We start from the raw sequence: 26,512 nt of genomic DNA, 5'->3' as shown, positions 1-26,512 counted from the left end.
TTCGCTTTGTAAAATCGCTGCGGAATACTAACGACAATCAGAGCCACGCATGAAGTCCGCCTACGGCGGACGAAATAAGTGGACAAAAGGCAATGAGAAGCAATAGGTATAAGTTTTTTCCGCCGAATTTTCACGCTTCGCAGGCAAGACGATCGCGCAGGTTCGCCTCTACTTGCCAACAAAACCAGCAAACAAAAAATCCTTAGCGAGTTTCAGGGTAATATAGATAGCAATAAATTCTACAAAGCATTGCAACATAATGATTTGCATTTTGCCCAAAAAAATTGTCGCACACGCCGCTTTTCACTTCGGACAAAGGGGCTTCGCGAAGCTCCTTTCGTGATTAAAAGAGGGCTAGATAAATACAATCCTTGGGAATATGGTTGTGCAGCCGTAAAGATTACGGACAACACCTTCTTGACGCTTTATAGAAAGGCTTTGAGTAATGCCGCCTTCAAAAGACAGCATAAATATTACTGCTGCTTTACAGCTCTAAAACCTGTATCGCTTATTGTATTCTCAGGCGAATCGCAATATGTGTTTGCTGCAGAGCAGCTTTTCCCGTCGTAGCTGAACCAGCCTCCGCCTGCAGCAATTCGCTTATCGTCTGCGCAGCTTGTCAGCGTCCATTCCCAAGCGTTCCCAGCCATATCGCACAGCCCGTAGCCGTGAGCCGGATAATGGCCTGCGGGGGTGGTATAAGGATAGTGTGATAGTCCGAGTGGGTTTTTGCGGGCGTAGTTGGCTCTTGAATGGTCTATTATCTCTCCGCAGCCGAAATCGAATGTGCCGTCGTAATCTGCTGTACCTTCCCACTGGCCTAAAGTGGGCAGGCTGAAGCCGTAAAAGTTGCAGAATGCCTTAGCTCCGTACCAGCTTACCTTCGTAACTGGATGATCGGCCATATTAAAGCCGTTACGGGTTTGGACATAAAAATAGCCGGAAGAAAAATCTATTTGAGCATTTGAATCGCTCATATCATAGTAGATTTTACCTGAATAATTCCCGCCGGCAGCGAAAACCTGCTCTTCTATAATCTCCACCTTTCCGGCAATATAAGCATCGTTGAGAAAATCGCAATACTGCTGGTTTGTGGTTTCGTATTTACTCATATAGCCGGTAAAGTTTGGGTCGCTGATGTAAACCCAGGACATACCGCTAACCCTGTTTTGATCTCTCGTAGAGACGGTTAGAGCTACTGCTTCGCCCGAGGAAACTGTTCTTCCCGCAAGGGGATACTGGCTGATTACTGTCCCATCTGGAAACGACAGGCTGTGCTGCTCGGATAATGAGCCGATCCTCAATCCTGCATTAAGAATTACGTTTTCCGCCTCGTTCTTGTCAAGCCCAAACACCGCCGGCATCTCTAAATAGGGCGTTTCAAGCCAGTGAAGAGCAAGCTGGGAAAAATCGCTTAAGTCTACAATCTCATTGCCGTCGAGGTCGTATTTTGAATCCCACTGAGAGAACGAAGATACGCTCAGAAGAAGGAGCATAATAAATAACGGTATCTTTTTAGTTAACTGCATAGCCTTTCCTTTAATAGGATATAACAACTTAAAAATCTGTTTTTCAAAAACAGAATTGACAGCTCTTACTTAATATAATACTTCTCGAGGATGGATTTTTTCAAAAAATATTTCTCACCCTTTAGAAGCATACTATATTTTTGTGATTGAATTTACAGTTCAAAAATTCATAATGCTCTCTCAATTAATTGAAACAGCAAATAATAGCTGAGAAGCTAATAGGAGCAGAAATGGCAAAAGTAAGACTTCAAAAAATACTTGCTGATGCAGGTATAGCATCAAGACGCAAATGTGAGGAGATTATCCTTGAGGGCGATGTACGGGTTAACAGGGAGGTAGTTGATGAGCTGCCGGCCTTTGCCGATCCCGAGGTTGACCGAATCACTTATATGGGCAGGCGGATAAGCAGCGAAACGAAGGTGTATTTCCTGCTGAACAAGCCGAAGGGCGTGTTATGCACAAACAGCGACCCCTTGAACCGGAAAATAGCGATAGATTTTGTGCCCGTAAGGCAGAGGGTGTTTTGCGTTGGCCGGCTCGATAAGGAAACTACCGGCGCAATCATCATCACAAACGACAGCGAGCTTGCCAACCGGCTCACTCACCCCAGATACGAGCTCTCCAAAACTTATGAGATCCTCGTTAAGGGGCAGCTCGACGGCGAATCAATCGAAAAGCTCAAGAAAGGCATCTGGCTGAGCGAGGGAAAGACAAAACGCTCAATAATAAAGGTGCTCCATCGCGGCCCGAACGAAACTCTCTTGGAGATGACTATATTTCAGGGGAAAAACAGGCAGGTGAGGCGAATGCTTGCAAGGCTTGATTTCAAGGTGAAAAGGCTCAAAAGAACGAAGATCGGGAATATCAGCCTGAAGGGGGTTGGCATCGGCAATTTCAAGCAGCTTACAGGCAAGCAGATTGCATACCTCCGCAAGGCAACAAGGCTGGAGGGAGGCAAGGACGGAAAATGAGAACTTTCGTTGCTGTTGTGCCTTACCCTGAGGTCCTCGATAAGATAGACAGGGTGCAGAAGAGAATCGCTCCTGAGCTGGGACATTTCCGCAGGGATATAAAATGGGTTAAGCCTGAAGACGCCCATATCACTCTCGCTTTCCTTGGAGAGGTGGCAGATAACAACCTCCAGAGTGTTTGCGATATCGTTAGAAACAGCGTAACCGGCAGGGCGGATTTCACGATGTCCCTTCGGGGCACGGGAACATTCGGGAAAAATGCCCATACTTTCTGGGCAGGCGTAACCAAGGGAGCTGAAGAGCTCAAGGCTCTGCGGGAAGCGGTTTGCAGACCGCTCGCTGAGAAGGGCTTTTTCAGTCCGTCGAAAAGATTCGAGCCGCATATAACTCTTGCAAGAATTAAATCGCCTCGTCCTGCGAGAATCATCAAAAGCATAGATCGCTCCCTGAAGAAGCAGTCTTTCGGGAGCTGTCCGGTGGAAAGCGTATGCGTATTTACAAGCGAGCTGACAAAAAAAGGGCCAGAATATACCCTCGCTGCTCAGTACTTCTTTGCAGGCCCGCAGTAAGAGGAGATTTCAGATTGCTGTTAAAAACTTGAAAACGATAACGCAAATTCAAACAGAAATCAAATTTACAGAAATAATCTTGCATTATCACTTGCTCTTTCAGTTGTAAAATGCGGCAAGGGATATACCGTGTTCAGCTGGCGAATCAGTGATCTCTAAAACAGCTCCTCACCCCTGAAAAATGGAAATGAAAAGCGGCTGGCTTGAACTTCAGCCGACAAGCTCATTGCCCACTTTTCGCGCTCTTTCCGCTTTATCAAGATTTATGTCAAGCTTCATACCAACTTCGACAAGTATGTTCCAGCCGGCGGCAAGATACGTATAGCCCTCTGCTCCCTGTACCGGCGATACTCTGATGGTTGGGAATATTGTTTGTTCGTCTGAAACCGCTATAACATTAAGCCCAACACCGTCGGCAAGTGTTTCTTTGATCTTTTCAAGCTCTGATTTGAAAGGATTCATAAGGATAACAACATCACCCTTATTCATCACTTCCTCGATTCCATGGACGGCATAAGTTCCTTCAAGGTAGTCGCTTTTCTTTCTTGTAATCTCGTTTGTTTTGAGCGTAAGCTCTTCAGCAACACCATCATTTCTGCCGGCAAAATATACGGTTCCGGCATTTGCAATCGAATCAGTAATCTGTTCCGGTATTTCAGTTTCCAGAGCATCCTGCACCGAGTCTGCAAGTTCTGAAAGCAGGCCTGAAATGCTGCTTCCTTCAACCTGAGAGAGCAGTTCCTGATAGAAGAGTGCCTGTTCAGCTACGCTTTTAGTTGCCGCAACAGCTTCTTCCCAGCCGCACGTCAATACAAAGGTGTCATCAGAGATTTCAGAAAGTTTTGTGTTCTCTCTTGCTGTAAGACCGAAACAATGCGTATGCCCCTTTGCTTTTAGCTGGTTCATAAGACAAATAACTTCTTTTGTAGAGCCGCTGTTAGAGGCGCCAAACACAATACTTTTCGAGAGATCATATTCGCTTGCCTGCCTTGCTCCTTCAGTTGAAATCCTTAAGGGCGAACCTTGAACCATAGAATGATATACAGCATTTTTAGCTGGGAAAATTCGGCTCGAGCCCTCACCGGTAAGAAACAGGCTTCCGATTTCTTTTATAGAATTTACAAGGTCCCTGCACCCTAAAAGTGAGAAATTTCTTATTATTTCAGGTGTTTGAAGCATTTCGCGGCAAAGCGCGAATTTGTCATATTTTGTTTTATAATCCATTTATATATATCCTTTCAAGACACCAATGAGACTGAAGTTGTCAATATTTTTTGATTTCAAAGCGTTTTCTATAACGCCGGAAAGAGAGGCGTTTATAACTGATGTTGGACTGCCGGACTTGCCAATAATTGCATTTCCTTTTATCATAACTGTTCCTTGACTATCATATTTCTTTCGTTAGCCATTTAAGAATATTGCTGAAAAACTGTGTGTAATAATTTCCAACTTCAATAGCTTCAGCGCCATCTGCCTGCGCATTCACGCGGGCATCCCCCCAGTCAATCAGCGGTCCAGCCCAGTGCGGGGCAACATCAGAAGTAAAGGCAGCCGTTCGGCTTTTGCCGCAGAAACCTGTAATAAGGAGCGGATAGCTTTCGCCTTGAGTGAAGGTGTAAGAAGATTCTGTCTTGCTTGCGGTAAACTTGACACCCCTGAGGATTACCTCTGAATTCGGTTTAGGAGTAACTCTGTTGAGTCCGCCTATTACGGGAGCCTGCTTATCAAATGGCAGTTCAGAGATTACAGGATGGGGCAGCTCCCTTGAGATCAATAACGGGCTGGAAACATTCATTCTGTCATCACTGTCTGAAATGTTTACAGGCAGAATGTCCGCAAGGGGGGTGCTGCTGTAATTGCCGTCCAGTCCCTGAAAAGACTCCCATCCTCCTATCATTATCAAGCCAGTCCCGTCTTTTACCATTTCCGCTAACTTTTCTAATTGGCTTGCAGTGAAATTTGAAGAAGGGTAATCGCTTAATACAACAGCCTTGTAACTGTTTTTCAATAGCTTCTCATCGAAAGATAAGTTTGAGGGAAGGTAATCGAAACTAATCCCGCTGCAAGACATAACACCTGCAAGGTATCCTGCCTGCTGCCTGAGATCGGTATCGCCTAAATATAGAATATCCTTTATGCTCATCTCTGCCCCTGCAAATAATAATGATGGCTGCGTTCAAACATAGCATAGTAGGCTTCAGGGTGATACAGTTTATACTTTAATTCACGCAGATATTCGTAGGGACCTGATTTCCTAACTATTTCAATAAGTGAGCTTACCTGCCTTTGTGATTTGAACTTCTCAGCTGCCTGAACCTTTTTTTCGAGCATAGAAAATGGAGCCTTAACCCTTAAATGAGGCGGCGTTGGGAAGTCGCAATACACACCCATCTCATGGACGTAAGGAACCTTGCTTACCGGCTCTCCAAGCTCCGGCCAGATATCGCCGGCGGCATGAAAAAGGCTTATCAAAAACTCTTGATGTACGATCTTGTGGTCTGGATGAATATCACTTGAGGTAGGCAGGAAACACTGGGTTGGTGCGATTTTTCTAATCCAATGAGTAAATGAATTCTGAAGCCCAACTGCACCCTTAAGCGACATCTCGCTGTTATCAAATCTGCGCCCCTGAAAGCTGTTTAATCGACAATCCTGAAATCCGAGCCAGATTATATTCTCGCGAGGTATGCCGAGAGACATATAGCAATCATAGGTCTCTTTCTTTCTGAGTTCTGTAATCGAATTTTTCTCATTCTCATCACAATAACCCATTGAACCGTCTGTAACGATCATTATATATACAGGCACTTTTTCTTTAACAGCAAGCTGCATAAAAAGGCCTGCACCTAACAAAACATCATCATCATGAGGACTTATAAAAAGAAACCGCTCTCTTTCACCCTGCCAGCTCCTTGAGACATCGGCAAGGGTTTCCCCTGTTCTTCTCTCATCGCCGACAAGACGGACATACTCTGTTTTAGTTTTAAACTTTTCGCTGTATATCATATAGCCCCTTTTATCTTTCAGTCTTCCATAATCTCTATTTAATTATCTCATGATTATTCTTGACTTCCATAGAGCCAAGTAACATAATGATGGATATAAGTAACTTTAAGGAAGGATATGAAAAAGAAAGAGCAAATAGAAAAGAAAACGCATCTCGCACTTGAGGGAAGCGTAAATGATGAGAAGTCAAAATATTTCTTTTTTGACACAAGGCCGGATACAGAAGAGAAGCTGGCTGTTGTATTTGGTGGATATGAACAATGCGCTCCTGACTTTGAGATACAGAGGAGAACCTATCCGTATTATGTCTTAGAGTTACCAATCAGAGGCGAATGCTTTTTTGAAATTGGTTCGCAGAATTATAATCTTAAAAAGGGCACGATAGGTGCTTTTGCTCCGGGTACCCCTCACCACTACCGTTGCAATCAGGATTATCCGATGGAGCATATCTTTATAGCATTCACCGGAACTTACGCAAGTGAGCTGTTCGAAACCGCAGGATTCGGCAAAGGAAAAGTAGTCAAAGTTACAAACTTTTCCCGAATCGACTTTCTAACGGAAGTGATCCTTGAGAAGGGGTTAGAAGAGATGGAACTTTCGCCAAGACTATGCAGTTTGTATCTTGAAGCTATCATCCTTGAGCAAGCGTTAAGCTTTTCCCCCTCCGAAAAAAAACAAACTTTAGCCCTTGAAAAATACAGGAAGTGTAAAAAGTACATTGACAGCAGCTTCTCTGAAATCCTTTCCCCTGTTGATGTCGCTGTTGCGTGTTCTGTCAACATACGGTATATGTCGAGATTGTTCAGGAGGTACTCAAACACTACGCCCCAGCAATACATTATGAGGCTCAAGCTGAACAAGGCTGCAAGCATACTGTTAAAGTCAAACCTGACAGTTCGCGAGGTGGGGTATGAAGTAGGATTTGAAGACCCTTACCACTTCTCAAGAAACTTCAAAAAGTTTTACGGGATCTCCCCGCTTCATTTCAGAAACACCCACATCGGAGACTTGTGATAAAATTCAGCTCGAGCAATAATAGATTACTCAAAAATCAGCGTTCCGAAGTATTCAGGCCTGTGGAAGTCTGGCTGCGGCTTGTCAACATAAGACCATGTCAGCCAATGCGGATTAGAAGTATTATCAGCGCATTTGTAGAAGTTAGCTTTCCATTTTGCCCCTGATTTAGGCTTGGTTAATGCAGAATGGCTCTCCAGTATGCTCAAAGGCAGGCGATATTCCAATGTCCATGTTATCGGCGTCTTTATCTCTTCCTTTACTAAGCCCGGCATTGAATGGGCTATTTCTATCTGATCGAGCTTTGCTTCGCTCATCGGCTTGGCCTTTACGCCGCGTTCGAGCTGGTGGTACATCAGGATTGTGCCTGCGCAGTTGGCTTCCAGATTGAAATAGCCGTCTGCGATTCGCTCGCCCGGAGTGAAAAAGAATTCCACACAACTGTCCAGACAGACGGGTTCGTTATAACTTTCAGCCACGGCCTTAACGTACTTGTCGTCAACTTTGAATATGACATATATATTATCGTTGTCATAGGCAAGCTTTGCCTTCACAGTTGGGAAGTATTCAGGCTTCTCACCCATATAAAATCCAAGTGTAAGCGGCTTAATATCCTGCCATACAGACTTATCCCAGTTTGCATCAATTTGCAAAGGCTCGTCAATGCGTTTAACCAAATATGACTTTTCTTTAACTGCGGATATTTCTGACACAGTACACGAAGCTCCAAATAAAAGTATTGAGAGAAGCAGAACAAAATTTACTGTCTTTTTCATACAAGTTCCCTGTCAAAATTTTCAATTAAGCATTAAGGCCAATGCATCAGTCCCCTCACAAGTTTGCGTTAGTTTTATTGTGTTTAATATGACTAATCTCCGTGCTAAACTTGCCGTGAACAGGCTGCTGTATTTCTTGCCTTATGCAGTAACTAATTAAGCTTTGTTTGACTTAACAGCATTACTGACCTTGGCTGCCATCATTCGAAGTTGGCTTGGCTTCATCGCTCAAATTATGACTGTTTATTACCCTGCCGTCATCCAGATCATTTCTCTTAAGTGTTTTGAGGTCGGAGAACATCTCTATCATATTTTTAATTCCGCCTATAAGAAGCCATATACTCACGATTACGGATACTGCAATTAATATCCAGAACTGAAGCTGCCAGAATTTTGCCCAGCCCATAGTCGTTGTATTGCCAGAGATCAAAGCGTACGCTGTTCCAACTAGAAATACTGCCATCCACCCCATAGACCAGAATATTGTTATAAAGTAAATAAATTTATCTGTTTTGGAAAATTCTTCTGTGACACCAAAAATTTTCAGGCCGCGTTGAGGTTTTTCTCTGGTGGACTGGTCAGATTCTATTTTGTATTTGCCCCTGTGGAGCATCTTTTCGAGATTGAAATTCCCTTTGCAGGTAAGAAGAGAAACCATAATATATGTAAGTATTGCCGAAGCCATTGCCACAGCAAACATCCATTGGCCGTTAATTGGAATCCTGAGCCAGCTCTCGAACATGCCGTGTTTTTCAATTATATCAGGGAAATGATTTGAGACATAGCTGTTGATGCTTGAAACAGTGGCAGGCATTTTAGAGATCATATAGTCTCGAAGTTTTGTGAAGAGAGCTTCCTGGTCCAGTATTATTTTGCCAAGAGAAAGCACGGCTCCAACTATCATTGCTGAATAAGCTGCGGGAGTTGTGCCTTTTCGCCAGTACAAACCACCGATTATTACTGAACCTGCTCCTCCTAAAACTATAGCACCGGTGAGCCCGAAAAACAGAAGTATGTCTTCTGTCTGCTTGTATAACATCCCGAAACAGAATACAAACAGTGCTACAAAAAGTATTGATCCCCTCAGAGCCCAAATATGTTTTTTGGCATTGAAAGGTTTGTTTCTTATCGGAATAAGTACGTCCTGAACAAAAATACTGCCCCAAGAATGCATGTATGTATTCAGGGTGCTGATTGAAGCAAGCATCATTGTGGCTGCGAACATCCCCATAAGGCCTGTTGGAAGCATTCGGGATATGGCAAGGGTAACTTTTACCTGATTTGTCAGTGCTTCGTTATCGACGTTCTCAGACACAGATTGTTGTATAACCTCAGCACCTTGAGAAAACTCAGGGTTGTTCATATATACAAATGCACAAATCGGTAATACAGCAAAGAAGACCATGTTAGGGACACCTCGCCAGTTGGCTATAATACGTGCCATTCTGGCTTCATGAGGGCTTTTGGCTGAGGCGTTATATCCCTGCGAGCCCTGCCATGCCATGTGATTGTAAACGAGGCTGAAGCCTGCGATAAGATAGAACCAGATATTAAAATCTTCGACTTTGTTCGTCAGCATCGGGTTTATCATTTCGGGGTTATCATCAATCAAAGTATCAACGATAAATGACCAGTCGCCGAACATGAAGAAGAAAAAGAAAATTGTAAGGCAGACAAACCCTATGTTTGTAAAAGAGCCCTGAACAAAGTCTGTTACAAGCACACCGATCTGTCCACTGAACAGAAGCAGTGTTAATGCAGAAATCAGCAGGAAAAACATTACCAGCCAGTAAGTTGGAAATGTAACAGAGCCAAGAGTGAGCTCTAAAGGCAGGTTGCAGAAGTAAACGAAAAACCGTGCCGTTACAGCAGGGAAAATACCCATGTTGATAATGCCTGCAACCCATTGCAGAATTCCGGCAAATATTCTGAAACGTCTGCTGTATCTCATTTCAAAGAACTGGGCAAGAGTCAGAGCTCTTGTTTCCCTGTATCGGTATATAATCCAGCCCGATAATGAGATCAGCAGTAATATTGGAACGTGAATCTGCTGCCACCACAAGGATGTAAAACCGGCTTTGTAACCAGTCTCAAATCCAGCTATAATTGAAACAGCTCCAAGCCATGCTATTCCTTCGGCTATACACAGCATATATCTGCCGCCTACTCTGCCTGCGGCAAGAAAGTCTGCAACGCCCTGCATATATTTTCTAGTTGTACCTGCGATTAAAAGTACGGTAAGAACTGATACAATAATTATCATCCAGTCAATTAGATGCATTTGGAGTCCTTGTTAAGAATAATATTTTACTAACTTCAAGCCTTGTCAAATCAGCCAGATGCCCGGCTGCATTTTATTTGAAAAGAGATTCCCCGTTCGTCTCAATTAATTCTTTGTACCAGTATGCCGAATCCTTCGGAATTCTTTGCAAGGTGGTATAGTCAGTGTAGATAAGGCCGAGCCTCTGTTTTACGCCTTCTGCCCATTCAAAGTTGTCCATCAAAGACCATAAGAAGTAACCTCTTATATCCACCCCTTCTTCGATTGCCCTATGTAATTCAAGGATGTATCTTTTAAGGAAATCAATCCTTTGAGTGTCGTGGACTTTGCCGTCGAGCATAACCCAGTCGTTATTCGCCATACCGTTTTCAGTGATGTATATGGGCTTATTATACTTTTCATAGAAAAACTTCGGCCCCCAGTAAAGGCAGGATGGTGTTACCGGCCAGTCGAATGAGGTAAGGCCGTAACCCATCTCTCTTTCGGCAGGCTGTGGTTTTGAATCCGGACCCATTTCTGTTTCTCTCCCGTTATAAATATTAAGACCCAGAAAATCTATGTCTTGTGAAATGATTTCCATATCCTTTAAGTCAATATCAGGCAGATATTCCTCGAAAGTTTTCACTCCGTCCTCTGGATATCTGCCTGTTAAAACCGGATCAGTCCACCATGAGTTGTTCCAGTATCCGATTTCTTCAACCGAAAACATGGCCTGTCTTGCTGCTTCAATATCTTCTTTGCTGTTAGTTGAAGGAATTTTTATTATTCCTACAGGCGCATATCCGACATTGGGTGTTTTTTTAGCAAATGATCGTATAACCTGCACGGCTTTGCCATGGGCAACAAGTGTATTATGAGCTGCCTGAAGGAATTGAGCAAATCCGAGTTTATCGCCCGGTGCATTAATTCCATCAAGATGCCCCTTTCCCAAAAAGATTTGAGGCTCATTCATTGTAATCCAATTGCTTACTCGGTCCGACAATCGCTCTACAACTGCTTTGGCGTATTCAGCGAACCAGTCAGGGCTCTGAGGGTTTAGCCATCCGCCGCGGCGGTAGAGTTCATAAGGATAATCCCAGTGAAAAAGGGTAATATAGGGCTCAATGTCCTTTGCGAGAAGTTCGTCAACTAATCTCTCGTAAAATGAAATCCCTTTTTCATTCAGCATCCCAGTGCCTTCCGGAAAAACGCGCGGCCAGGAAATGGAAAACCTGTAAGATTTATACCCAAGTTGATGCATTAGCGCAACGTCTTCCTTGTAGCGATTGTAATGGTCGCAGGCCACGTCGCCTTTCTGATTTTCCCAGATAGCATCTGGTTTATTGCAAAACATGTCCCATACAGAATCGCCTTTGCCGTCTTGTGAACGTGCTCCTTCAATCTGATAAGAAGCTGTGGCTGTGCCCCAGACAAAATTGGCGGGGAATTTTTTTGTGTTTTCCATGAAGATTCCTGTATTAGTTTCCTATAATATTTTTACATTTATGCTTTTCAAACAATTCAATCATTTCAACTTTAACCGGTTTTGGTATTGATTTTCCAAAAGGCATTTCGATATTGAGTTTCCCTCTTGATGTTGAACGGTAAAATTCGTGTGTTTTATTTTCCTCTCCGTAAAGAATTATTTTTACAGGTACAGCGGCATCAAATATTCCTTCGTTTTCTGAGTATATCTCAGCGGAAATATTTAACTTGTCGCCTTCAATATCTGCCTTTTGTACCTTTAAAGAGCCTATTTGATTTTCGCAAAGAGCAAAAACTTTCCACCCGCCGGGAGGCAGTGAAAGGCTGAAACTAATTGGATTCTGGCCTTCGGAAACTAATTCAGATTTTTCTATATCATAGACTACATTTGGCAGATTTCGGCATGTAACATTGAAAGTGTTTTGATTTCGCTCATCGGCATTGTATACAAACAGATATTTGGCTCTTCCATTAGCCAATAGGGTGTAGGCTGATTCTGTGCTGTCAATTTCAATATTTGGCGATACTTGCGGGGTTACATGTTCTTCTAAAACATCTACTGCATTGCTAATGTGTTCTTCACTTAGTTTTCGCTGTTTCTTATAATTTTCTTCGGTAGGCCGCTGGGTAGGTCGTTTGCCCTCGGCTATATCCTGATGCCATTTGGAGAAGTCCACTGGCAATGTTTCGGCGCCGGGTATCTCTATTTCTGCTGATTGATCAAGGTAAACCTTTCCGCCTTTTTCGATGTATTTATTAATGTTGTCAACTACACCCTGTCTGGAATAAATTGCCCCGGGCAGCATCACGGCTTCTTGTTTGAATAACTCTTTACTCATAAGCTGCTTTTCAGTTACAAATTCTGGGTAAATGCCTGCTCTCATTGCAGCTGGTCCGGCGATTTCCGAAATATGTATATTCCACCAAGGTGTTTCCTTGTTGTAATTGGAAGTTTCCTCTGGCGGTATGTGCAGGTAATTATCGAAACTGTTCACCCAAAACCATCCTGATAGAATCCACATATCTGCGGGCTCTTTTTCTAATTCCAGAAACATTGGGCCGAATTTATGCAGGTAATCGCCTATAGCTTCCGCTTCACTTTCAAGCCACGCATGTCCCGGATGCTGGAAATACTGTCCCCAAAGATTGACGTAATTCCAGAGGATTATCCCTTTTGCACCGCTGCCGAGGCAAACCCCTGTGGTGAGTCTCAATGTTTCGGGATAGATTGATTTATCCTCAGGCATCCTGAATATCCCAACCATTGCCCATACAGGTAATTCTGTCCTGCTTGAGTCCATTCTGAAATTGCTTCTCACGTCCATACGTTCAATTGCCAAAAGGGGGCTTTCCCGCCAGCAGTCGAGGTAAACCTCCTCAATCATCAAGCCGGTGTTTCCTTCAAAGCCCCCAGGGTAGTTACTTACAAGAAAATCCTCACGGTAACTTCTTGCCGTTTGAGTAACCATTTCATTATATTCTTCATAAGCGTCCTGACGAATCAGCTCGCACCATTTGAGCCATAAATCGTCTTCCGGGGCAATATACCCCTTTTCTTTGTATTCAGGGGCAGGGGCTTCTTTTCCGGTCAGTTTCTTGAAACGTTTATTTACCCAAGGGCTGTAACATCCAATTCCCTGACCGCCTTCGTAAGGGTTTCTATAGCCGAGAGTCCAAGCCCATTCATCCTCTGGTACAATTCCCCTTATTCTCTGGAATTCAGAAAGTACAGGCATGTACTGTTTCATTTGCTCTTTTGCGTATTTCTGTACATATTTGTTGTAGGGGCATGGTTTGTAGCCTCCGTAATGGGAAGCAAATTCTCCGGAAGGCAGAACCTTTTGAGCCCATTGATTTGGGTCAGGTATGTGAAATTTGACAGACTCTGCCATTGCCGGCCTTGCTATCATACTTAAATTGTTTTCTTCAAGGGCTCTAGTATGCTCTTTGCACCATTCCAAAAGAGACTCAGGGGTATCCTGATAGTCGAGCTTGCCTATAGAATGGTATCCCTGCATCACAACATTGTTAAAGTTCAAGTCATTGATGTATTTATAGTTCAGATTAAGTATATTATCAGGCATTGCAGCGTCTAATACGTGAGCAATATAAGGGTATTCGCCAAGGCGTGCCCCAAAGGGCAGTTCCTGAGGGCCTGATGCAAGATTTTTGTACTTTTGGACTAATTGAGCTTCTTTTTCTGAGGATTGAAAGGGAATACCCATTGCCCATCTTATAATTCTGTCCCAAAGCACAGCTTCTTTAGACCATATAGGATTCAGAGCATTTTTTTCATTTTTCACCAGTATGTTTGCTCTTGGAGCAGCAGTTACAGCTGCTACACGGCCTTCGTTTACCTGCCATCTGCTTATTAAGGGGCGGTTGTCCAATAATGCAAGATTTTCAGCTCCCTTCTTTTTACGGGTTTTGTGATAAGCATTAGCGGGCCAGTTTTTTAAGTTTATTGAGCCCAACAGCTCTGAATTGCATGTTTTTTGGATTTGCTCTCTGTCCATCGCGGCAATAGTAACATCGTCTCGAATTTCCAGAGGAAGAACAGCCCTAAGGGGGGATTCTCTGTATCCAATGTACTTCCTTTTGCCTTCCCCTGCATCAGTACTTGCACCTGTCAAAGGGTGGCCGTTTCCATAATTAACCACGCCTCCAGCCACTACTAATGCCCCGCCGTTTTTTACGTAATCAACAATCTTTTCCGCTGTTTGTTCATTTATTACGTCAACATCCTTGTGGTAAGGGTCATCATTGCGGGAGTCTTTTATATAACAGGGAGCCTCCCATAGGATTACAGCATCATAATTTTCGCATTTATTAAGGTGCTGCTGTGCTTTAGACCAGTTAACTTGCGTTACATTGAAACATTCGTCAAGTATTCGCTCTGGAGAGAAATATCTTTCCATCAGGTACATATAAGCACCTGCATCGTTGTAATAATATCTTTTTGTCGTTTCTGTGGTTTCACTTATGCAAAGAACATTTTTAGCCAAGCTGAAATTGGCTGCGATAAGAGAGAAAGTGCAAATTATTAAACATAGTTTAATATTTTTCATTTTTTAGAAACCTCGCTAATCTGAAATATTAAAATCAACAGGTGCTCTCAACGGATAAAAATCTATTTTCATTCAGTTCAAATTTTCTTAAATATGCTGCTTTGATTATCATCCAATTTTTGGTATCATAATGATTAGCAGTGCATTTAACAAGGCTAAAATTAATTTTATTGCATTTCAATGAAGTAAAATAATTTAATGCAATAAGGCGTTTAATGCGACAAATAGCGGTTTTTTGTTTAATTTAGAATAATTTAGCAAGGTAAAAAAAAATTTTTTTGCTTGACAATCAGTTATGTTTCACGATATAGTAATAAAATGAATTGTTTCTTAGAGAGGTAATTAAAATGGATCAGACTTTAACACAAGATGGACACCAAGAGGAATTGAAATCTTCAAGGACTCTGCAGGATCGTGTGCAAAAATATCTTATCGAGGAGGTGAGAAGAGGTAATCTCAGAGAAGGCGATAGAGTGCCTACCATCAAAGAGGTTTCCAATATTCTTAACGTGAGCACCAAGGTGGCTTTTCTCGCTGTAAAAGATATGCGTGATAAGGGGTGGTTTGAAAAAGTCTCCGATCGTAAGCAAGTAATAGCACGGGGTGTTGAGCGGCTTTTGCTAAACCAGCCGGTTAAACTGGCTTTTGCAAGCTGCGGAAACGGCCATATCCTCAGAGGGGTTTATCAAACTATTTTCAATCATTTGCAGGAAATGCTTGATGATTCAAATGCAGAAATTGAGTGCCTCCTTGAGATGGACCCTCATTCAAAGGAAATTCCGGAAAAGCCTTTTGATGCGATGATCGTTTCAGATTGGGAGCCCAACCAATTACGAGATTATGTTAGCGGTCCGATTATCGGCCTTGATACTTGGGAAGAGCTTGAGTTGGATTACCTTGTAAAGACAGACCACTTTCACGGCGGCGAAATGGCAGCAAGACATTTGTATGAAAGCGGCAGACGAAGTGTTGTTTATTGGGATCTGGTGGAAAAAAGATCACGGATCTACAGCGGTACTGATTATCGTCGTCTTGGTTTTCAAAAGGCCTGGATAGATTGCGGCGGGCATTTGTCAGATATAAAAGTCCTGCCTGTTCTGGCTGGTGATGAAAAAGTTTCTTCGTATGCCGATTACGCAAAAGAGGCGGATGCATATTTCTTTACTTGTGATTTCTGGGCGTTACAGGCCTGGGAGGAATTTAAAGAAATAGGAATACGGGTGCCGGAAGATGTAGCATTTATGGGTTTCGACGGCAGCTATGAAGCATTGAAGCATGACCCTCCATTGAGCACGATGGAGCAGCCATGTGAAGATATTGCCAAAAAGGTGCTTCAGATTGTCAACAGCACTGTTTTGAAGGGCGAAGAAATCCCTAAAGAAGAAGTTCTTGTTCCGCCCAGGTTACGTATTGGCGGCTCTACATAATTGTATTTCTAAAGCAAAAGGCATAATGCCGAAACAAGTATTTTAACTTTTTTAAGGAAACGCGGAATGAAATTTAAGACTTTTAAGCTCTCAGTTGCGATGTTATTCTCAGTGTTGTTTACCGTTTGCACTTCGAATTGCTTCGGTGATGTTGTCAGTGTTAATTTTGGATTCAGCAGTACCGACGTCGCTGGTGCAGCCGGAGCTTACCCGTATGCTGCAAACAACTGGAACAATGCCACTTCGGGCGCAGCCGGTTCAATGACCGATTTGATTGATTCCTCTGGCGTCTCTACTGGAATCAGCATTAGCTGGTCTGCCAATGAAGTCTGGCACAGAAGCTCTTCCGCTTCTGATGACGATGAGAAGCTTATGAAGTCTTTCCTCAATGATACTCCTCCAGGCGGGGATCGCAGTCAAAGTTCAACAGATCCTTCAACAGTTACAGTTTCTAACCTGCCGGGCGGGGGTTATGATCTAGTGATATATTCCGACGGCGACGAAACTAATATTGAAAAATCAACGATTTTCAATGTCAATGACGGCTCTGGCGTTATCACCAAGACCGCCAATGATTTAGTCCAGTATCCAGATGACGGCTATGTGCTTGATTCAGGTTTGAATTATCGTTCTACAAACAATGATTCCGATTACGGCAATTATCTTGTCTTTGAAAACCTTCAAGGCACTTCTGTTCAGATAGAATTTCACGGTGAGAATGATATATCATGGCGAGGTCATTTAAATGGTATTCAGATAGTTTCTAATCTCGGTATCGTCCCGCCTCAGAATTTATCAGCATTTGACATTTCAAGCAATAAGGCCCATTTGAGCTGGGAATCAGCGGGAGCCGGCTCAGCAGTTGATGGCTATAAAGTATATCGCGACGGGGTAAATATAGCGGATGTAACAGCAGCCGAATATGTTGATTATTGTTTGAGCCCTGATACCCAGTACAGCTATCAGGTAAGTGCCTATAATTCAGAGGATGAATCTGATTTAAGCCCTTCATTGGCAGTTGAGACAATGAGTTTTGGTGATTTAGCCGGCGACGGCGCAGTAGATACGAACGACCTTAGGGTTCTTCTCTTTAACTGGCTGGAAAGCGGGATGTGCATTCAGGGTGATCTGAATAACGACAGCATAGTTAATTTGGTTGATTATTCCGAGCTGCTTTCTCATTGGACTTACCCTGATATTACAGCCCCGAGTGTACCCCAAAATCTATCAGTATCGGATGTAACAAGCGCCAGCGTCTCATTGACCTGGCAGAGCTCAGCGGACGATACAGCAGTAGCTGGTTATTATGTATATCGTGATGGGGCACAGGTAAGTTCAAGTGGGGATAACGTCCAAACAGATGCTCCGCTCGATGCCCAAACCTCATACAGCTATCAGATAGCAGCTTATGATGAAGCCGGTAATGTCTCAGATCTCAGTGATCCTGTTGATGTTACCACTACAAACGAAACATACAGTGTAGCTGGTGTACCACATAAGGAGCTTGATTTTTCCAAAGAAGTCAAAACTTGGTGGTCTGAATTAAGCTACAACCCTGATTCAGTAAATTATGACCCGACAATCCCTTCACCTGAGTTTGTTCTTAATGCAGGTGATTTTGATGGAAGTATCCAAGATGCAATTGACGCCCTGCCTGAAGAGGGCGGCACAGTATTTGTTCCAAACGGCGTGTACACTGAGAATTTCGGTATTATAGCGCGGGATAATGTGCATATTGTTGGTGAGAGCAAAGAAGGTGTTATAATTCGTGCCCCTGCATGGGACCCAAATCAGTCGAATGAATACCACAGTGATGATCACCATATGATTAAAGTGGCAGGTCATGAATCTGCAATACTCTACCCTGTATTTGACTATCACTCATCGCTTAACAAGGGTGATTTCAGAGAGGAGGAATGGAATGCACTTGTAAACAAAAAACGCAACATTGCTTTTCGGAATCTGACTTTTGACGGGCATGGAACTGTCAATGGTGCGATTGATTTTGCAGCAGTGATGGATATCTTAGTTGAAAATTGTGAATTCAAAAACTTCACTCATTCTGTTGGTTACCATGAACCGGCTATCACAGGTCATGCCCATATTGATAATATTATCGTACGTAACTGTACTTTCCGTGAGGCTATAGATACTCCGCTCCAATTCTACATGGACGGCGTTCACGGCTGCTATATGATTAATAACGTATTTGAAGGGAAATTGCTGTTCCTCTGCAACGATGATTTTACCGAGGACCTCAACGAGAATGGCGTTACGGATGAGTATGAAGAGCGTGAATCAAAATATGTTGTCATCTACGATAATGAGTTCGTTAAGGATACATGGGATCCGATGTCGTTTACTGGTTCTAACCTTCTCTTCAAGAAGAATCATCTGCCTATCAATATAGTAACAATTGCTACATGCACTACCCGTTACTCACATCAGGCCCCTGATCTTGTTTATGAATTTTTCAACTTAAATTTCCTCGAGAATGATATAAAGAGCGTCGGCACCACTCTGGTCAGGCTGAATAATAACTCAAACCCGGCCCCGGAAGAGTATTCAGATCCGCTCATGGGCTATATAAACATTGAAGACAACTACGTAGGCAGCAATCCAACTGATGATGCATATCTTATAGTTGAACCTCCGGTTATGGAAAGCACTATTACAGTTAATGGTAACATGTATGGTCAGCCTTGGCCTCCGGTTGAGCCTGATACACAGGCTCCAACTGCACCATCTGGTCTGAGTGTAACGAATGTTTCTAGTTCAAGTGCTGCACTTTCATGGAGTGCTTCGACAGATAACATCGCTGTAGAAGGTTACAAGGTTTACCGGGACGGTGTTTATATTGATTCTACAAGCTCTACAAGCTATATAGACAGCTCTCTAAACCCTGAAACCGCTTACAGTTATTCAGTTTCAGCATTTGATGCAGCAGATAATGATTCCAATCTGAGTAATTCAGTAAATGCTCAAACCGAATCTGCGGATACCCAAAAGCCGCGGGTAGTCGTGATGACAGATTTTGGAAGGCTTACGAGTGAAGGTGATGCTTGGATAGGCGATCCTGATGATTACCAGTCTATGACGCGCCTTTTGCTGTACAGTAATATGATAGATTTGCAGGGGCTTATTTGTGTAACAAGCACAAGTGTGAAATATGATTTATATCCTGATGAGCTCAAAACGCATATTGATGCATATGGTCAGGTGAAAGACAATTTACTGCTTCATGAGAGCGGTTTCCCAACTGCGGGATATCTAAAGAGTATAGTAAAAAGCGGTAATGTTGATTCGAGTGTTTACGGTATGGATGCCGTAGGTTCGGGAAAAAGCTCAGAAGGCTCAGACTGGATAATTTCTCTTGTAGATTCGGATGACCCGAGGCCGTTGTACATTTTGGCATGGGGCGGCACTAACACACTTGCGCAGGCCCTTTGGGATGTGCAGGCAAACCGCAGTCAAGCTGAGCTGAATGAATTCCTCAGCAAAATTCGTGTTTATCCTATTGCAAAGCAGGACGGTTCTTATAACTGGTTAGTAAGTAACTTTGTTCAAGCCGGCGATCCTGACAAGCAGCTTTTCTGGATTGATGGCGCTGCGGGTGCATGGAAAGGTATTTCAGCCGGTCCGAGTACTATTTTTGATGTCCAGGGAGGCGATGAGAGCCTGGTTTCTCATCAATGGATTGACGATAATATAAGAAATAAAGGCGCTTTGGGTGTTCCGCAAAGATACCCTTATCATACCTATATAATGGAAGGTGATACGCCCTCGTTTATGTATATGCTGCCTGTAGGGATTGGTGATCCTGAGCGTCCTGAGCTTGGAGGATGGGGCGGAAGATACAGCTCCGACGGGCCTTTGCATACCGCCGAGATCGATACCGTAAATGGAATATCTGAAATCTACGCCAGCGTCTGGCGATGGAGGCAGGCTTACCAGAATGATTTCTCAGCCAGGATGGACTGGTGTGTTGAATCATATAATCTTGCTAATCATCCGCCGGAGGTAGAGGTTGAGGCTGCTCTGGAGAGGACAGTGAACCAAGGGGATCTGGTAGCTTTCGATGCCCAAAACAGCTACGATCCGGACAGCGACAACTTAAATTACCAATGGTACAGGTACTCTGAAGCAGATACCTATTCCGGTTCAATCAATATAAGCAATCCTGATACTGCGACTGCAAGTTTTACTGCCCCCGGAGTCAGCAGTACTGAGACAATTAATATCATTTTGGCCGTAACTGATAATGGTTCGCCAAACCTGACGAGATATAAACAATTCGTAATAACTGTTAATCCTTAATATAGAATCTTTCTGAAAAGACTTACGATGTAACATGTATTTTTTGGGCTTGCTTGCGTTTTGGCTCAACAAAACTCTGACCAGAAGAGGCTCATAAGAATTATATAACAGGCATACACGCTAAGTAAGAGTATGACGTATGCCAAAAGGTATAAATTAGAACTAAAAGGTATTACTGAATGAATCCTGAAATACATAAATTGACAGTTGCGTTTTTATTTTCAGTGCTTGCTGTATTTACTTCAAACAGCTTCGCTGAAACCATCAGCTTTAATTTTGGATTCAGCAGTACCGACGTCGCTGGTGCAGCCGGAGCTTACCCGTATGCTGCAGGCAACTGGAACAATGCCACTTCGGGCGCAGCCGGTTCAATGACCGATTTGATTGATTCCTCTGGCGTCTCTACTGGAATCAGCATTAGCTGGTCTTCCAATGAAGTCTGGCACAGAAGCTCTTCCGCTTCTGATGACGATGAGAAGCTTATGAAGTCTTTCCTCAATGATACTCCTCCAGGCGGGGATCGCAGTCAAAGTTCAACAGATCCTTCAACAGTTACAGTTTCTAACCTGCCGGGCGGGGCTTATGATCTCGTGATATATTCCGACGGCGACGAAACTAATATTGAAAAATCAACGATTTTCAATGTCAATGACGGCTCTGGCGTTATCACCAAGACCGCCAATGATTTAGTCCAGTATCCAGATGACGGCTATGTGCTTGATTCAGGTTTGAATTATCGTTCTACAAACAATGATTCCGATTACGGCAATTATCTTGTCTTTGAAAACCTTCAAGGGACTTCTGTTCAGATAGAATTTCACGGTGAGAATGATATATCATGGCGAGGCCATTTAAATGGTATTCAGATAGTTTCTAATCTCGGTATCGTCCCGCCTCAGAATTTATCAGCATTTGACATTTCAAGCAATAAGGCCCATTTGAGCTGGGAATCAGCGGGAGCCGGCTCAGCAGTTGATGGCTATAAAGTATATCGCGACGGGGTAAATATAGCGGATGTAACAGCAGCCGAATATGTTGATTATTGTTTGAGCCCTGATACCCAGTACAGCTATCAGGTAAGTGCCTATAATTCAGAGGATGAATCTGATTTAAGCCCTTCATTGGCAGTTGAGACAATGAGTTTTGGTGATTTAGCCGGCGACGGCGCAGTAGATACGAACGACCTTAGGGTTCTTCTCTTTAACTGGCTGGAAAGCGGGATGTGCATTCAGGGTGATCTGAATAACGACAGCATAGTTAATTTGGTTGATTATTCCGAGCTGCTTTCTCATTGGACTTACCCTGATATTACAGCCCCGAGTGTACCCCAAAATCTATCAGTATCGGATGTAACAAGCGCCAGCGTCTCATTGACCTGGCAGATCTCAGCGGACGATACAGCAGTAGCTGGTTATTATGTATATCGTGATGGGGCACAGGTAAGTTCAAGTGGGGATAACTATTTCACTGACTTCCCGCTCATCTCTCAAACGTCCTACAGCTATCAGGTAGCGGCTTATGATGCAGCAGGCAATATTTCACAAAGGAGCGATTTATTGAATGTAACCACTGATGATTCTGATGCCGAGAGTCTCATGACATCTGAACTCCTTGATAATCCCTCATTCGAAACAGGTGGGAGCTCTCCGGATAACTGGGTTATGGCTGGTTCAAAATCTGTGTTGGACTCTTCTGTATCACATACAGGCAGCCGCAGCATAAGGCTTGAAGGCTCTGCCGATACCCAGATTCGTCAGACGGTTGAGCTAAACTCTAATTCTTACTATCAGCTCAGCGCACACGTTAAATTAAACGGGCTGCTTGACAAGGCTACCTCAGCAAAAGGCGTTTCGATAAGGATTCGAAGAGCGGATAATTCGGTCTTGACTTTCAGTGAATGGGATACCACGGACATGAACTGGGAGAAAAAGAAAATAGCTTTTGTAACCTCATCCGGCGGTGATCATTATATCGAAATAGCATTCAATCTTGAAGATGGGGAATACTTCCATATTGATGATATCTCGCTTAGAGGGATTGTTAATCCCAGTTCTCCTTCTGCGCAGACATCTGGCTTATCTGCTGATTATTCAGGTTTCCCTGAAAACCATTTCTTTGATTATGCCAACCCTTTGACGGTTCCTGTAAAAGTAACAAACAGCGGTGATTCAACGCTTCAGCTTATCGCAGTTGTAACGTTGGACCACTTCTCAACACGCAAGAGCCTTATAGCTGATACGCACAGCATTCTCTTTGAGATTGAGCCGGGGCAGACAAAAACACTAAATGCGGCTTTCGAAAATGTATCAGCAGGCGGCTATGAAATCACTGCAAGTCTGATATATAATGGTGAGGTAGTTCTGGGCGATGTGAGGACTCATCTTATTTTCGACCCCTACAACTATGATCTTGTTGATTACAAACCAGCAGATTTTGACCAGTACTGGTCGCAGGCAATGGCTGATGCCAGGGCAGTGCCGCTTAATCCGATAGTTGATTATAATCACAATCGCCCGGGTGTATCCAGTGAATGGGCGGTTGTAGAGTTTAATGCTAACAGCAATCGCAAGGGAAGGGGCTTTCTTTTGATACCACCTCACAACCCCGGCGATAAGCTGCCCGTTAAGATCAGCTGCCCGGGAGCCGGCTACTCAGCTTCTCCCCTCGATACTTCCGGTTTATATGAAGGCTATGTCTATCTTGCGATGTCCGTGCATGATTTACCTTTTGACCATCCAACTATAGGCCGCGCACATAGTACAGAACACTATAACACAAGCGATGCCGGCGCATATATGAGAACAGGTCTTGAGTCGAGAGATACCTATTTTTACCGAGATGCCTATATAGCAATGGCACGTGCAGTGGATTTTGTACGCACTTTGGATATGGTCGATCCGGACAGGGTAGCGGTAGGCGGCGGAAGCCAGGGCGGCGCGTTAGCCTTTGCTGCTGCGAGTCTTGTCCCGGATGTGGCTTTAGTAACTGTGAACAGTCCGGGCAGAGCGAGATGGGATAAATGCACTTGGGATCCGGCTTATTATACGCCTCACCAGTCTTATACACCTCCGGAAGGAATGTCCAAAAGAGACCTGTTCTTAAACGTCTTGGCTTATTGCGATTCAGCCATTCATGCATCAAGGATAACCGCACCAGTTGCTGTTGGAATTCCGCTTGCCGATGAAATTGATTCGTCAGTCCTGCAGTGGAAGGCGTTCGATTCGATTGTTAATTCCCCAGACAAACGCTTTGTTGTGAATCCTTACGGACCACACCTTGATGTTGATATGAGCAGTCTCGTGCAAAGTATGGAGACGCTATATTTATTTAATGAGGATAATTGATCGTTGTAATAAATATATTAAATGGTTTTTGTGTTTTTAAGACTTAATATGAAAGGATGGATTATGCGTAAATTACTCTGTTTCATGGCTTTAATGTGAATGTTATCAATTTGTATGGTGATAGAATTACTGAATGATTAGTTATTTTTAGAGAAATAAAAATTTAATATGAAAGGACAGATAATGAAAAAGATATTCTGTTTTATGGCTTTTTTGATTGTTACAGCAACATTGCTGGCAGTCCCAGTACCCGAACCCAAAGTTATTTATGAAGAAAATTTCAATGACGGTACTATGTCTGATTACTGGACAGTATTTAATGGTGATATCACCGCTGACGGTACAACACCTGGTGTACATTTTGGCGATGACCCCCAGAGCGGTTACGGCAAATTGTCTTTTGGAACAGCTGCAGACACCCAGATTTTATTCGATCTCTATGAGCTGATCGTTACAGATTTGGGGTATCCTGAAAGTGAACTCGCTAATATGACCTTAAGCTATGACCTAGCGCAAACAAATGGCGCAGGAGGCTGGTATCCTTTTAGTGGCGGGTTTGTCAATGGTGGACAGATGAGGCACTCTCAAATGTTTCCTGCAGGCGGTTCCGATGGCTTTAGAGGTTCCGAAGCCGAAGCTAATGGTGACACAGACGGTTGGATGTTTTCAGGCGAAACAAGCTTTGGAAGTTCTTGGGGCGGCATTCCGGTTAGCCAACAGGGAGCTATACATCAGGGTATTGAAAAATACCATCGTTTGAACAGGGCTCCATGGAAATGGCAGAGGCTCAAGCACGAATTTGATGTTGATGAATATGTAACTATGAAGCTTTACCAAGACTATAACTTGGATGGCGAATACGTTTACGTAGCCGGCACTGAAAATGTACATCCCAGTGCGGGCAGCCCTTGGCAGTATCCTGAACAATATACAATGAAAATTGGAAATACTGGCGTAAGCTGGTTTGTTGACAATGTAACCGTACAGCTGAATAATCCATTTGTTGACTGGAACCTTATCTTTGAAGACAATTTCAACTCAGACTCAATTGACCCTCAATGGACTACAAGCGGAAACTGGACTGTGCTCGGCGCCGACGATCCGAATGCTGTGAATCCACCATGGGGAGCAATCTCAGGCAGCATGGCTGCTTCTGAACCAAATGCATTTTTTACAACAAATATCCCTGCAACCAATGCAGGCGAGCTGACAGCATTATCGTTCGACGTTGAACAGTCCAACGGCAGCGACGGCGACTTCCCTATCTTCTTCGGCTTTGGCGATGCAGAAAGCGATGAGTATTATGTTGAGTATGCAAGCCCTGCTTTGGTTTACAGCGATACTTCAGGCGCAATGGTAATGCAGTCCAGCACTGAAGGAAACGGCTCAGATCCATTCGACCTTACAACAGACAGCTGGTGGAGCTTTGGAGCCGGTGTTGAGGGCATGGCGATCAACCATGAGACATCTACACATATTGATATGATAATTAACCCATGGGAGAATTATCCAAACGGATCTGTAAGCGTTTACTTCGATGGAGAACTGGCCGCTAAATGGGAAGACTTCAGAGGTATTTTTAGCTTTGATGAAATATTCTTTGGTATTAGAAATAATGTTTGGGAAGAAGGGCTCAATGAAGGAGCCGGCGGCTATACACCCACATGGAATTTCGATAATATCAAGGTTTATACCAGAGAGTCCAAATGCGGCGATGTTGGTTATTACAACCCGGTTGACTTCAATGAAGACTGTGTTGTTGATATAATCGACTTTGCAGAATTTGCTTCAGAATGGATGTCTTGTACATTTCCTAATATGACTTGTTTACAGTAAGTGTATAATAGCAGCGGGCGGTCCTTTCGGACCGTCCGCATTAAAAACGAATGAGAGTATATAATGAAAAAGAAAGCTTTTACATTAATCGAACTGCTTGTGGTTATATCCATAATTGCACTATTGATGGCAATACTTATGCCGGCTCTTAACAAAGCTCGTCAAATGGCCCGCAGAGTAGTATGCAAAAATCAAATGAAACAAATAGGCCTTGCGTTTTCGATTTATGAAACCGAAAATGATGATAAGCTGCCGCAAAGCATTGATGGTAATCCGGCAAATGTAGAAGATGCCCTTAATAAGACATGGTGGGGCTTGCTTGGACCTTCCTTAGGCCTTGAATCAGGAAGTATGAAAGATATGGATAGATTCAGAGAAGCCAGTGTTGGTACGGTCGGAAACTGTCCTTCCCATGGAAAGATTTCCAAAGACCCTGCTGCAGGCGGAAAGGAAAGCTTCAGCTATTGCGCAAACGCAAACTTAGTAACAAGGTGGAGCCAAGATAACGGCAGTCTTGGTGGAGCTAGTTTAAATCCAGTGAAGTCTGCTTCAATAAGAAGACCGCACTCAAAGGTCCTTGTATATGAGATATTTCATGCTGCGGATTGGCCTCTTGCTCAGTTTGGGAACTGGCGAGGTTCTTATCACACTGGTTTAGAAAGAAACAGTCCAGGTCTCCTTGCATACGATGCTTATGGCGAACTTGAGGGTGCAGGCTGGGGACCGACTCATATGGATTCCTTGAATTATCTCTTTGCCGACGGCAGCGTTGATTCTGTAGATCATATGGAAAAGATGCTGGACGGACATTTTAAACCTTAATTGCAGTTATTATTAAGCTTGAGTGATTTTACGATGAATATTAAAACTGCTGCATTGTGTTTGTCAGTTTATCTGACTCTATCTTTGA

The 26,512-nt window shown here is 43.4% G+C and carries 17 protein-coding genes and 1 pseudogene; 9 read left to right on the top strand and 9 right to left on the bottom strand.

Features of this window, described 5'->3' with window-relative positions:
* Window positions 1-473: 473 nt before the first annotated feature.
* A complete protein-coding gene (locus STSP1_RS05490; protein WP_085755390.1) occupies window positions 474-1,529 on the bottom strand; it encodes an SUMF1/EgtB/PvdO family nonheme iron enzyme in 1,056 nt (351 codons plus the stop codon).
* A 230-nt stretch (window positions 1,530-1,759) separates the two neighbouring features.
* On the opposite strand from STSP1_RS05490, the gene STSP1_RS05485 reads away from it, so the two are divergent.
* Both STSP1_RS05485 and thpR read left to right on the top strand, forming a co-directional pair.
* Complete coding sequence (locus tag STSP1_RS05485; RefSeq protein ID WP_085755389.1) at window positions 1,760-2,500, top strand: pseudouridine synthase; 741 nt, start codon at window positions 1,760-1,762, stop codon at window positions 2,498-2,500.
* On the top strand, window positions 2,497-3,069 hold the full coding sequence (gene thpR, locus STSP1_RS05480) for an RNA 2',3'-cyclic phosphodiesterase (protein ID WP_085755388.1): 573 nt from the start codon (window positions 2,497-2,499) through the stop codon (window positions 3,067-3,069). Before STSP1_RS05485 ends, thpR begins: the two co-directional genes overlap by 4 nt.
* Window positions 3,070-3,279: 210 nt before the next feature.
* Here thpR and STSP1_RS05475 read toward each other — a convergent pair whose 3' ends face one another.
* Genes STSP1_RS05475 through STSP1_RS05465 form a run of 4 tightly spaced genes read right to left on the bottom strand, consistent with a single transcriptional unit; the run spans window position 3,280 to window position 6,075 of the window.
* The gene (locus STSP1_RS05475; RefSeq protein ID WP_085755387.1) at window positions 3,280-4,293 is read right to left on the bottom strand and encodes an SIS domain-containing protein; all 1,014 of its coding nucleotides are present in this window, start codon (window positions 4,291-4,293) and stop codon (window positions 3,280-3,282) included.
* On the bottom strand, window positions 4,294-4,440 hold the full coding sequence (locus tag STSP1_RS12470; protein WP_161491622.1) for a hypothetical protein: 147 nt from the start codon (window positions 4,438-4,440) through the stop codon (window positions 4,294-4,296).
* Between the two features lie 16 nt (window positions 4,441-4,456).
* Window positions 4,457-5,212 (bottom strand): glutamine amidotransferase, encoded by a 756-nt coding sequence (locus tag STSP1_RS05470; RefSeq protein WP_085755386.1) that lies wholly within the window; start codon window positions 5,210-5,212, stop codon window positions 4,457-4,459.
* Window positions 5,209-6,075 (bottom strand): PIG-L deacetylase family protein, encoded by an 867-nt coding sequence (locus tag STSP1_RS05465; protein ID WP_085755385.1) that lies wholly within the window; start codon window positions 6,073-6,075, stop codon window positions 5,209-5,211. Before STSP1_RS05465 ends, STSP1_RS05470 begins: the two co-directional genes overlap by 4 nt.
* Before the next feature lie 117 nt (window positions 6,076-6,192).
* Between STSP1_RS05465 and STSP1_RS05460 the strand changes: the two genes are divergently transcribed.
* Entirely contained in the window at window positions 6,193-7,089 is an 897-nt protein-coding gene (locus STSP1_RS05460; RefSeq protein WP_085755384.1) for an AraC family transcriptional regulator, read from the top strand.
* Between the two features lie 26 nt (window positions 7,090-7,115).
* Here STSP1_RS05460 and STSP1_RS05455 read toward each other — a convergent pair whose 3' ends face one another.
* The 4 genes from STSP1_RS05455 to STSP1_RS05440 all read right to left on the bottom strand — a co-directional run bounded on the left by STSP1_RS05455 (window position 7,116) and on the right by STSP1_RS05440 (window position 14,528).
* Window positions 7,116-7,865: a carbohydrate-binding family 9-like protein gene (locus STSP1_RS05455; RefSeq protein WP_085755383.1), complete on the bottom strand. Its 750-nt coding sequence runs from the start codon at window positions 7,863-7,865 to the stop codon at window positions 7,116-7,118.
* Window positions 7,866-8,046: 181 nt separating this feature from the next.
* A complete protein-coding gene (locus tag STSP1_RS05450; RefSeq protein WP_085755382.1) occupies window positions 8,047-10,146 on the bottom strand; it encodes a sodium:solute symporter family protein in 2,100 nt (699 codons plus the stop codon).
* A 73-nt stretch (window positions 10,147-10,219) separates the two neighbouring features.
* The gene (locus STSP1_RS05445; RefSeq protein ID WP_085755381.1) at window positions 10,220-11,590 is read right to left on the bottom strand and encodes a GH1 family beta-glucosidase; all 1,371 of its coding nucleotides are present in this window, start codon (window positions 11,588-11,590) and stop codon (window positions 10,220-10,222) included.
* Between the two features lie 13 nt (window positions 11,591-11,603).
* On the bottom strand, window positions 11,604-14,528 hold the full coding sequence (locus STSP1_RS05440; RefSeq protein ID WP_123806992.1) for a hypothetical protein: 2,925 nt from the start codon (window positions 14,526-14,528) through the stop codon (window positions 11,604-11,606).
* 497 nt (window positions 14,529-15,025) lie between these two features.
* Between STSP1_RS05440 and STSP1_RS05435 the strand changes: the two genes are divergently transcribed.
* The 6 genes and pseudogenes from STSP1_RS05435 to STSP1_RS05415 all read left to right on the top strand — a co-directional run bounded on the left by STSP1_RS05435 (window position 15,026) and on the right by STSP1_RS05415 (window position 26,424).
* Window positions 15,026-16,105, top strand: a complete 1,080-nt coding sequence (locus STSP1_RS05435; protein ID WP_085755379.1) for a substrate-binding domain-containing protein — start codon at window positions 15,026-15,028, stop codon at window positions 16,103-16,105.
* 66 nt (window positions 16,106-16,171) lie between these two features.
* Window positions 16,172-20,422 carry a nucleoside hydrolase-like domain-containing protein gene (locus STSP1_RS05430; protein WP_085755378.1) on the top strand — a complete coding sequence of 1,417 codons (4,251 nt, stop codon included), beginning with the start codon at window positions 16,172-16,174 and terminating at the stop codon, window positions 20,420-20,422.
* A 179-nt stretch (window positions 20,423-20,601) separates the two neighbouring features.
* Window positions 20,602-23,766, top strand: a complete 3,165-nt coding sequence (locus STSP1_RS05425) for an acetylxylan esterase (RefSeq protein WP_085755377.1) — start codon at window positions 20,602-20,604, stop codon at window positions 23,764-23,766.
* 183 nt (window positions 23,767-23,949) lie between these two features.
* Window positions 23,950-25,602, top strand: a complete 1,653-nt coding sequence (locus STSP1_RS05420; protein ID WP_085755376.1) for a hypothetical protein — start codon at window positions 23,950-23,952, stop codon at window positions 25,600-25,602.
* Window positions 25,603-25,665: 63 nt separating this feature from the next.
* A pseudogene (locus STSP1_RS12830) lies at window positions 25,666-25,710 on the top strand (prepilin-type N-terminal cleavage/methylation domain-containing protein); the annotation flags it as partial.
* A 57-nt stretch (window positions 25,711-25,767) separates the two neighbouring features.
* Entirely contained in the window at window positions 25,768-26,424 is a 657-nt protein-coding gene (locus tag STSP1_RS05415) for a DUF1559 family PulG-like putative transporter (RefSeq protein WP_204845077.1), read from the top strand.
* The last annotated feature ends 88 nt before the right edge of the window (window positions 26,425-26,512 follow it).

It is taken from the genome of Sedimentisphaera salicampi (assembly GCF_002117005.1).
In the GTDB taxonomy this organism is placed as follows: Bacteria; Planctomycetota; Phycisphaerae; order Sedimentisphaerales; family Sedimentisphaeraceae; genus Sedimentisphaera; species Sedimentisphaera salicampi.
This window is presented reverse-complemented; position numbering and strand designations above follow the sequence as displayed.